This window comes from Novosphingobium sp. B-7, assembly GCF_000410615.1.
GTDB classification, from domain to species: domain Bacteria; phylum Pseudomonadota; class Alphaproteobacteria; order Sphingomonadales; family Sphingomonadaceae; genus Novosphingobium; species Novosphingobium capsulatum.
Map to the genome: position 1 here is coordinate 6,425 of NZ_KE148499.1, position 7,921 is coordinate 14,345.

Here is a 7,921-nt window from a genome sequence, read left to right on the forward strand (position 1 = left end):
GCCGCTGCACGGCGATGGGCACTTGCGTGCCAAGCTCACCCTGCCGTTCACGCTGACTGGCGCGCAAAGCCGGGCCATTGCCGAAATCGAAAGCGACATGGCCCAAGGCAGCCCGATGCTGCGCCTGCTGCAGGGCGATGTCGGCTCGGGCAAGACGGCCGTGGCGCTGCACGCCATGCTGGTCGCGGTGGAGGCGGGCGGGCAGGCGGCCTTGCTGGCGCCCACCGAAATCCTGGCGCGACAGCACGCCGACACGCTGGCCAGCATGGCGCGCGGGACGGGCGTGAACATCGCGCTGCTCACCGGCCGCGACAAGGGCCGCGCGCGCGAAGCGCTGCTGATGAACCTGCTCGATGGCGGGATCGACATTCTGGTCGGCACCCATGCGATCTTTCAGGACAGCGTCGCCTATCGCAACCTGGCGCTGGTGGTGATCGACGAGCAGCACCGCTTTGGCGTGGGGCAGCGCCTGATGCTGACGCAAAAGGCGCGGCGCACGCCGCACTGCCTGGCGATGACCGCCACGCCGATCCCGCGCACGCTGACCCTGGCGCAATATGGCGAGATGGAAGTGTCACGGCTGGACGAGATGCCGCCCGGTCGCCAGGCGATCGACACGCGCGTGGTGGCGCAGGAACGCCTGGCCGATGTGATCGACGGGATCGGCCGCCACATTGCCGCCGGGCACCAGGCCTATTGGGTGTGCCCCATGGTGCGCGAGGCAGAGAACGAGGATCTCGCCGCCGCAGAAGCGCGCCACGCCATGCTGGCCGAGCGCTTTGGCGAGCGCGTGGTCATGGTTCATGGCCAGATGCGGCCCGAGGCCAAGGACGCGGCGATGGAGCGGTTTGCCAGCGGAGAGGCGAGCCTGCTGGTGGCAACGACCGTGATCGAGGTGGGGGTGGACGTGCCCAATGCCACGCTGATGGTGATCGAACAGGCCGAACGCTTTGGCCTGGCACAGCTTCACCAGTTGCGCGGGCGCGTGGGGCGGGGCAGCCAGAAATCCACCTGCCTGCTGCTGCGCGGCGACATGGTGAGCAAGGTGGGGCGCGAGCGGCTGGCGCTGATGCGCGAAACCCAGGACGGGTTCCTGCTGGCCGAGGAAGACCTGCGCCTGCGCGGTGGCGGCGAGCTTTTGGGCACGCGGCAATCGGGCGACACGCCGTTTCGCGTCGCTGATTTCGAGCAGATCGCCAACCTGCTGCCGATCGCGCACGACGATGCGCGCCTGCTGATGGAGCGCGATGGCGGGCTGTCTTCCCCGCGCGGAGAAGCAGCGCGGGTGCTGCTCTATCTGTTCGAGCGCGATTGGGGCGTGCAGCTGCTGCGCGGCGGCTGAACCGCGGCGGATCGCGGCTTTCGCCAAGATTCCAGAGCATTCCAAGCTGTTGCCAGCCGGCAACACTCTGCGGCCATTGCCCGCTTGGCCCAGCGCCCAGCGCAACATGCCTTGACAGCCTGCGCATACGAATCCTATTTATCGTATAAATAAGACTTCACTGTTTTCCGGGAGGGGCTTTCATGCATCTCGATTTCCGTCGTGTTCTGTGTGCAACCAGCGTGCTGGCGCTGGCCATCGGTTCCAACGCCGCATTTGCGCAATCGGCTGACAGCGCTGCCGCGCCGCAGGCCGCTGCTGAGGCCGCGTCCGATCAGGCGATCGTCGTCACCGGTCTGCGCGCCTCGTTGCGCGATGCGCTCAATGCCAAGCGCAACACCGCCGTGGTGGCCGAAACCATCAGTTCCAAGGACATCGGCGTTCTGCCCGATGTGACCATCGCCGATTCGCTGGGCCGCCTGCCCGGCGTGACCGCCACGCGCGATCGCGGCAATGCCAGCCAGGCCGCAGTGCGCGGCCTTGGCCCGCGCCTGGTGCTGGGCCTGATCAACGGCCGCGAAGTGGCTTCGTCAGAGCCCGACCGCAACGTGCGCTGGGAAATCTACCCGTCCGAAATCGTCTCGTCGGTGGCGGTGTACAAGGGCCAGAGCGCCAACTTCATCGCCGGTGGCGTGGCCGCGACGATCGACATCCAGACGATCAAGCCGCTCGACTATCACGGCCCGGCGCTGACCGTGCGCGGCGGCGCGATCTATAACGATGGCGGCAAGGACATTCCCGGCTATTCGGGCCTCGGCGCGCGTGGCAGCGCGCAATATGTCGGCAAGCTGACCGACAATCTCGGCCTGGTGCTGGGCGGCACCTACCAGCGGCAGAAGAACGGCTTTGAAAGCTTCCAGGGCTGGGGCTATAACACGCCCGACACCGGCACCCCGCCGACCGATGCCAGCGGCAACAAGATCAACGCCCCTTGGGGTGCGCAGTCCGAAGTCAAGGGCCTGACGGAAACGCGCTGGAGCACCACCGCCGCGTTGCAGTGGAAGCCGGGTTCCTATTGGGACATCACGCTCGACGGCCTCTATTCCAACATCAAGATCAACGAAAACCAGGCGCAGCAGTGGTATGGCCGGTCCAACGGCTGGGGCGACTGGGGCGGCAATTTCGGCCAGCCGGGCGATATCTATCAGCCGGGCAACTACACGCTGGCTGGCAACACGGTGACGGGCGCCACGCTCAACAACTATTCCTCGGTCACCAACGTGTTCGGCAAATACACCGAAGACAAGACGCTGTTCGTCTCGGGCCTCAACGCCAAGTATGACGACGGCACGTGGTCGGTGAAGACCGACGTCTCCTATTCCAGCGCCAAGCGCAACAACCTCTATCGCTCGGTCGCGACGGAATTCTATCCGTCGAGCACGACCTTTGCCACCGGCGCAGGCCAGGTGCCGTCGCTCTCGGTCAGCGGTGCCAATGTCGGCGACACGTCTGCCCAGACGGTGCAGAGCTATTACCCCGGTCTCTATGACGGGCCGCAGCGCCTGCATGATGACCTGGGCGCCGGGCAGATCGACATTCGCCGCGCCGTCAACAGTGGCTGGCTGGCGGGCGTGGGCGTGGGCCTGCGCTATTCCAACCGCGTCAAGAGCCTGGCCTATGGCAGCGGCAGCGTGGGCACGATCGGCGGTGGCAACGTCACCCTCAACGCCGCTGACCTGACCGCGTTCAATGTGCGCAATTTCAGCGTGCCGACGATGGTCTATGGCAATTTCGACACGATTGCCGCGCAGTCGGTGGTCTATACCCCAGGTGCCGATGATCCGACCAAGGGCTGGCGCGTGCGCGAGGACGACATGGAAGGTTATGTCATGGCCGACCTTGGCGGCAACGGCTTTTCGGGCAACGTTGGCGTGCGGTTCGTCGATGTGGTCACGCACAGCACCGCGGCCGGTTCGAGCACGTCGTGGGATCCGACCGCCAACAACGGCAGCGGCGCCAATGTCACCACGATTTTCCCGATCCAGGGCAACAGCCACTATTTCCGCGCGCTGCCCAGCATCAACCTGAACTTCGAACTGACCGATACGCTCAAGCTGCGCGTTGCCGCCGCGCGCGTCATCTCGCGTCCGCCGCTCGATGAACTGCGCGCCAACCGCATCCTGTCGGTCTATCCGCCGCAGCTGACCGGCAGCGCCGGCAACCCCACCTTGCGCCCGTTCATGGCGACGCAGGGTGACATCTCGGCCGAATGGTACTTCCACAAGGATGCGCTGCTGGCCGTGGCCGGCTATTACAAGGATGTCGATACCAACATCGGCTATACCCAGACCACCCAGAACATCGGTGGCGCCGATTACCTGATCACCGGCCCGGCCAACGGCAAGGGCGGCTATATCGCCGGCGTGGAAACCACGTTGCAGATGCCGTTCTACTTCATCCCCGGCCTCGACAAGTTCGGTATCTATGCCAACGCCGCCTTCGTGAAGTCTGACCTCAAGGAACTGGCGCCCAAGGCCAATCCGTTCCCGGCGGTGGGCTTGGCCGATTTCACTGGCGAGTTCGACCTGTGGTATTCCGATCATGGCATCGACGCCCGCCTGGCGCTCAAGCATCATAGCCCGTTCACGGTGATCTATGGCTGGGATGCCTCGCAACTGACGCGCCTGGACAGCGAAACCACGCTGGGCGCCAGCATCGGCTACAGCATCACCAAGAACATCTCGGTGCGGGTCCAGGCCAACAACCTGACCAACCAGGTGGCGCGCTTCTACTGGAACAATGATCCCAACCAGATTGCCCGCTATGAAAAGTATGGCCGCAGCTATCTCGCTGATGTGACCGTGCGCTATTGATCGTTTCAGGGCGGTTCGATCCTCTCCCCGAACCACCCTCAACCTGCCAGGGCGCCGCAGCGATGCGGCGCCCTTTTTCTTGGCGCTGCGCCGGTGCCATGCAACAAGCGGGCATGACCCGTCGCATCGTGCGTATCCTGCTTGGCCTGCTCTATTTTGCTGCAGGCGTGCTGCACCTGGCGCTGCCCGCGCCGTTCCTCAAGATCACGCCTGCCTGGGTGCCGCTGGCGCCGCTGGTGATCACGCTGACCGGCCTGGCCGAACTGGCCGGCAGCGTGGCGCTGGTGCAGGGCCATAGCCCCGCCCTGCGCCGCGCCGCGGGCTGGGGCCTGGCGGCCTATGCGCTGTGCGTGTGGCCGGCCAACGTGAACCATATGCTGATGGACCTGGCGCGGCCCGATCATGGCCTGGGCCTGGCGTATCACATCCCGCGCATGCTGGCCCAGCCGCTGCTGATCTGGGCCGCGCTGTGGGCGAGCGGGGTGGTGGGCCGCAACCGCGCTCCCGTAAAGCGCTGACAAAAAAGCCCCCTCCTCTTCAGAGGAGGGGGTTGGGGGTGGTGAGAGGCTTAGCGCTGGGGTTTGTACGTTTTCCCCAGCCAGTCGAACGCGGGCAGCGCCTCGTGGTGGCGGATGTCGAACATCGCGGCGTTTTCCCAACTCGATCCCGTGCCCCAGCGCGTCTTGCAGCGGGTGGAAACCCAGTCCGGCGCCCAATAGACAACGCCGTTGCCGCCATTGTCCACCACGGTCTGCGTCAGGTCTTGCAGGTACTTGAGCTGGCCCTTGGGGCTGACCGGGTAGCCCGGGATGGCGCTGTCCGAGCCGAGCAGGTTGGTCGTGTCGTCGGCGTGATCGTCGGAAAAGGCATAGGCGGTTTCCACCACCCACACTTGCGCGCCATAGCGACGGTGGGCGGCGTCGATCACCTTGCCCAGGCCGGAAAGGTTGTAGGTCGACCACTTGGAATAATAGCTGATGCCGATGATGTCATAGTCGAGCACGCCGGCTGCGGTGGCGGCGTCGAACCAGGGGATGACGTTCTCGGGCTGGGCGATGTGCAGCATCACCTGGATCGGCTTGCCGTGGGCCTTGGCGCTTTCGCGCACGGCGCTGATCCCGGCGTTGAGCAGGCGGGCGTTGCGCGTCCAGTCGATCGGCTGGTCCTTGACGCCGCCTTGCACGGCCGCATTGGTTTCGTTGCCCACCTGGACCATTTCCGGCAGTTGCCCGGCCGCCGCCAGCTTGTCCAGCACGTCGCGCGTATAGTCGTGCAGCGCCTTGACCTGGGCATCGGTGGGCAGGTTTGCCCAGGCGGCCGGGGCGGGCTGCTTGTCGCCATCGGCCCAATCGTCGGAATAGTGGAAGTCGAGCAGCACGTTGAGGCCAGCGGCATGGGCGCGCGTGATCGTCTTTAGCACATCGTCATAGGTGCTGTACTGCGTCCATGTCGGAGTGTGCCACAGCCGCACCCGCATGACATTGCCGCCATGCTGCTTGAGCACCACGAAGGGATCGGCCGGCTTGCCGTGCTCGAGGAAGCGGGCGCCGCAGGCTTCCATCTCGTTGGTAAAAGACAGGTCTGCTCCGAGGTAGAGCGGCGGCGCGGGCGAGGCCAGCGCCGGGGTGGACAGCGTAAGGGCAAGGGCGGTCATCGCGGCGCTGCGGGCGTGGCGCAGGAGGGTCATGGAAAGAGGGGCCTTTCGCATCAGGCGTGAAAGAACAGGTCGAGGCTGGCTGGTGCAAGGCCAGCGGCCGTGACGGTCAGCCGTGCCGCGCCGGCGGCGCCGGCGCTTTGCACCAGGGCCTGCGCCAGGCCATTGAACGCGCGCCGCGCATGGCCCTTGTCGGGTTCGGTCGAAGTGGGATTGCCGTTGCCCAGCCCGATGACCCGGGCCGCGCCACTCAGGGAAAAGCCGAGCGCGGTATCGGCGGTAGGCACCAGGTTTCCGGCCGCATCGATCACCTCGACCCGCACGGCGGCGGTGTCCCCGCCATCGGCGGCCAGGCGGGTGCGATCGGCCGAAAGGCGCAGCGCGGCGGGGCGGCCTGCCGTCACCCTGCTGTCGCGGGCGGCAACGCGGCCCTGGTTATAGCCGCGCGCCTCGATCCGGCCGGGGGCATAGGGCACGGTCCAGGCGAGGTGGCCGTTCTGCGGCATCGCCTTGCGGCCCAGCGATCGGCCATTGAGCAGCAGTTCCACCTCGGCGCAGTTGCCGTGGACCCACACCTCGATCGGCTGTCCTTCGCGGCCGGCCCAGTTCCAGTGCGGCAAGAGGTGCACCAGCGGTGCGTCCCGGCGCCACCAGGCGCGGTAATAGTAATAGTTGTCCTTGGGAAAACCGCACAGGTCCATCGCCCCGAAATAGCTGGAAACGCTGGAGAACTGGGCATAGGGCGTGGGCTCGCCGCGATAGTCGAAGCCGGTCCAGATAAAGCCGCCGGCAATGCCCGGTTCGGCCGCCACGATCTGCCACCATTCTTCGGCCGTGCTGGCCCACCACGGATGCTCGGTATCATAGGCACGCACCACGTGGGCGGCGGCATCGTTGGCATAGGCGCCGCGCGTGGCCACGGTGCTGGCGGTCTCGGTGCCGATCACCGGCTTGCCCGGATGGCGCTTGCGCCACGCCGGGATCTTGTCGGTGCGATAGTTGAAACCCACCACATCGACGGTATCGGCCGCGCCGCCGTCCCAGCCCTTGTCCATCGCCTGGGTGGTCAGCCGCGTGGGATCAAGCTGCTTGCAGCGCGCCACCAACTGCGCCGAAATGCGGCGGCCCCGCTCGGTGCCCTGGTGGCCTTCCTCGTTGCCCACCGACCACAGGATGATGGCCGGGTGATTGCGCGAGGACAGGATCATGCGATCGAGTTCGTCCATCGCCTCGGGATTGGTGGTGTTGAGGCGGGTTTCGGCGACCATCATCATGCCGGTCGCATCGCAGATATCGAGCAATGCCTGTGCCGGCGGATTGTGCGCGCTGCGCCAGGCGTTGGCGCCCATGCTTTGCGTCTGCGCCACGCGCCAGGCATGCAGCGCATCGGGAATGGCCGTGCCCACGCCGGCGTGATCCTGGTGGTTGCACACGCCCAGCAGCTTGACCGGCTTGCCGTTGACCGCAAAGCCGTGCGTGCCATCGAAGGACAGCGTGCGGATGCCAAAGCGGGTCTGGGTGCGGTCAACCTCCTGGCCATCGACCAGCACGCTGGTTTCCAGGGTGTAGAGCCGCGGCGTTTCCGGCGACCATAGCTGCGGCGCGGGCAGGGCCAGCGCTTGGTCCAGCGTGGTCTGCGCGCCTGGCGCCAGCGTGGCGGCCGGTTGCGCGGCGATGGCTGCCACTTCGCGGCCATCGGGGGCCAGCACACGGTGGCGCAGTTGCGCCGTGCCCGCCACCTCGGCCGCATTGGCCAGCGTAGTGGCGATGGCAACCTGCGCGCCCGTGCCGCCAATCGTGCTGCGCACGCAAGTGCCCCATTGGGGCACGTGGATCGGCGCGGCGCTGACCAGGTCGACATGGCGATAGATGCCCGCGCCCTCGTAGAACCAGCCTTCACCCAGGCTGGCATCGACGCGCAGCGTCAACTGGTTGGGGCCGCCATCGTAATCGAGGAAATCGGCGATATCGACGCGGAACGGGGCATAGCCCGAGGCGCTGCCGCCCGCTTCATAGCCGTTGACGAAGACCTTGCAATCGCGGAACACGCCGTCGAATTCGAGCCAGATGGCG

General features: G+C 66.3%; 5 protein-coding genes. 3 read left to right on the forward strand and 2 right to left on the reverse strand.

Annotated elements, in window-relative coordinates; genetic code table 11:
• The 3 genes from H926_RS35235 to H926_RS0122315 form a co-directional block, all read left to right on the forward strand.
• Positions 1-1,342 (forward strand): ATP-dependent DNA helicase RecG (locus H926_RS35235; protein WP_237741159.1); only part of this gene is annotated, 1,342 nt, incomplete at its 5' end.
• Between the two features lie 182 nt (positions 1,343-1,524).
• Positions 1,525-4,194 carry a TonB-dependent receptor gene (locus H926_RS0122310; RefSeq protein WP_022678230.1) on the forward strand — a complete coding sequence of 890 codons (2,670 nt, stop codon included), beginning with the start codon at positions 1,525-1,527 and terminating at the stop codon, positions 4,192-4,194.
• A gap of 113 nt (positions 4,195-4,307) precedes the next feature.
• On the forward strand, positions 4,308-4,712 hold the full coding sequence (locus H926_RS0122315) for a membrane protein (protein ID WP_022678231.1): 405 nt from the start codon (positions 4,308-4,310) through the stop codon (positions 4,710-4,712).
• 50 nt (positions 4,713-4,762) lie between these two features.
• On the opposite strand, the gene H926_RS0122320 is transcribed toward H926_RS0122315, so the two are convergent.
• A complete protein-coding gene (locus tag H926_RS0122320; protein WP_022678232.1) occupies positions 4,763-5,881 on the reverse strand; it encodes a glycosyl hydrolase 53 family protein in 1,119 nt (372 codons plus the stop codon).
• Between the two features lie 20 nt (positions 5,882-5,901).
• A partial coding sequence (gene galA, locus H926_RS29900) for a beta-galactosidase GalA (protein ID WP_237741160.1) occupies positions 5,902-7,921 on the reverse strand: 2,020 nt, incomplete at its 5' end.

Excerpts from the sequence above, each read along its gene's own strand:
- H926_RS0122320 (WP_022678232.1), bottom strand. The coding sequence starts at position 5,881 with ATGACCCTCCTGCGCCACGCCCGCAGCGCCGCGATGACCGCCCTTGCC.
- H926_RS0122315 (WP_022678231.1), top strand. The coding sequence starts at position 4,308 with ATGACCCGTCGCATCGTGCGTATCCTGCTTGGCCTGCTCTATTTTGCT.
- H926_RS0122310 (WP_022678230.1), top strand. The coding sequence starts at position 1,525 with ATGCATCTCGATTTCCGTCGTGTTCTGTGTGCAACCAGCGTGCTGGCG.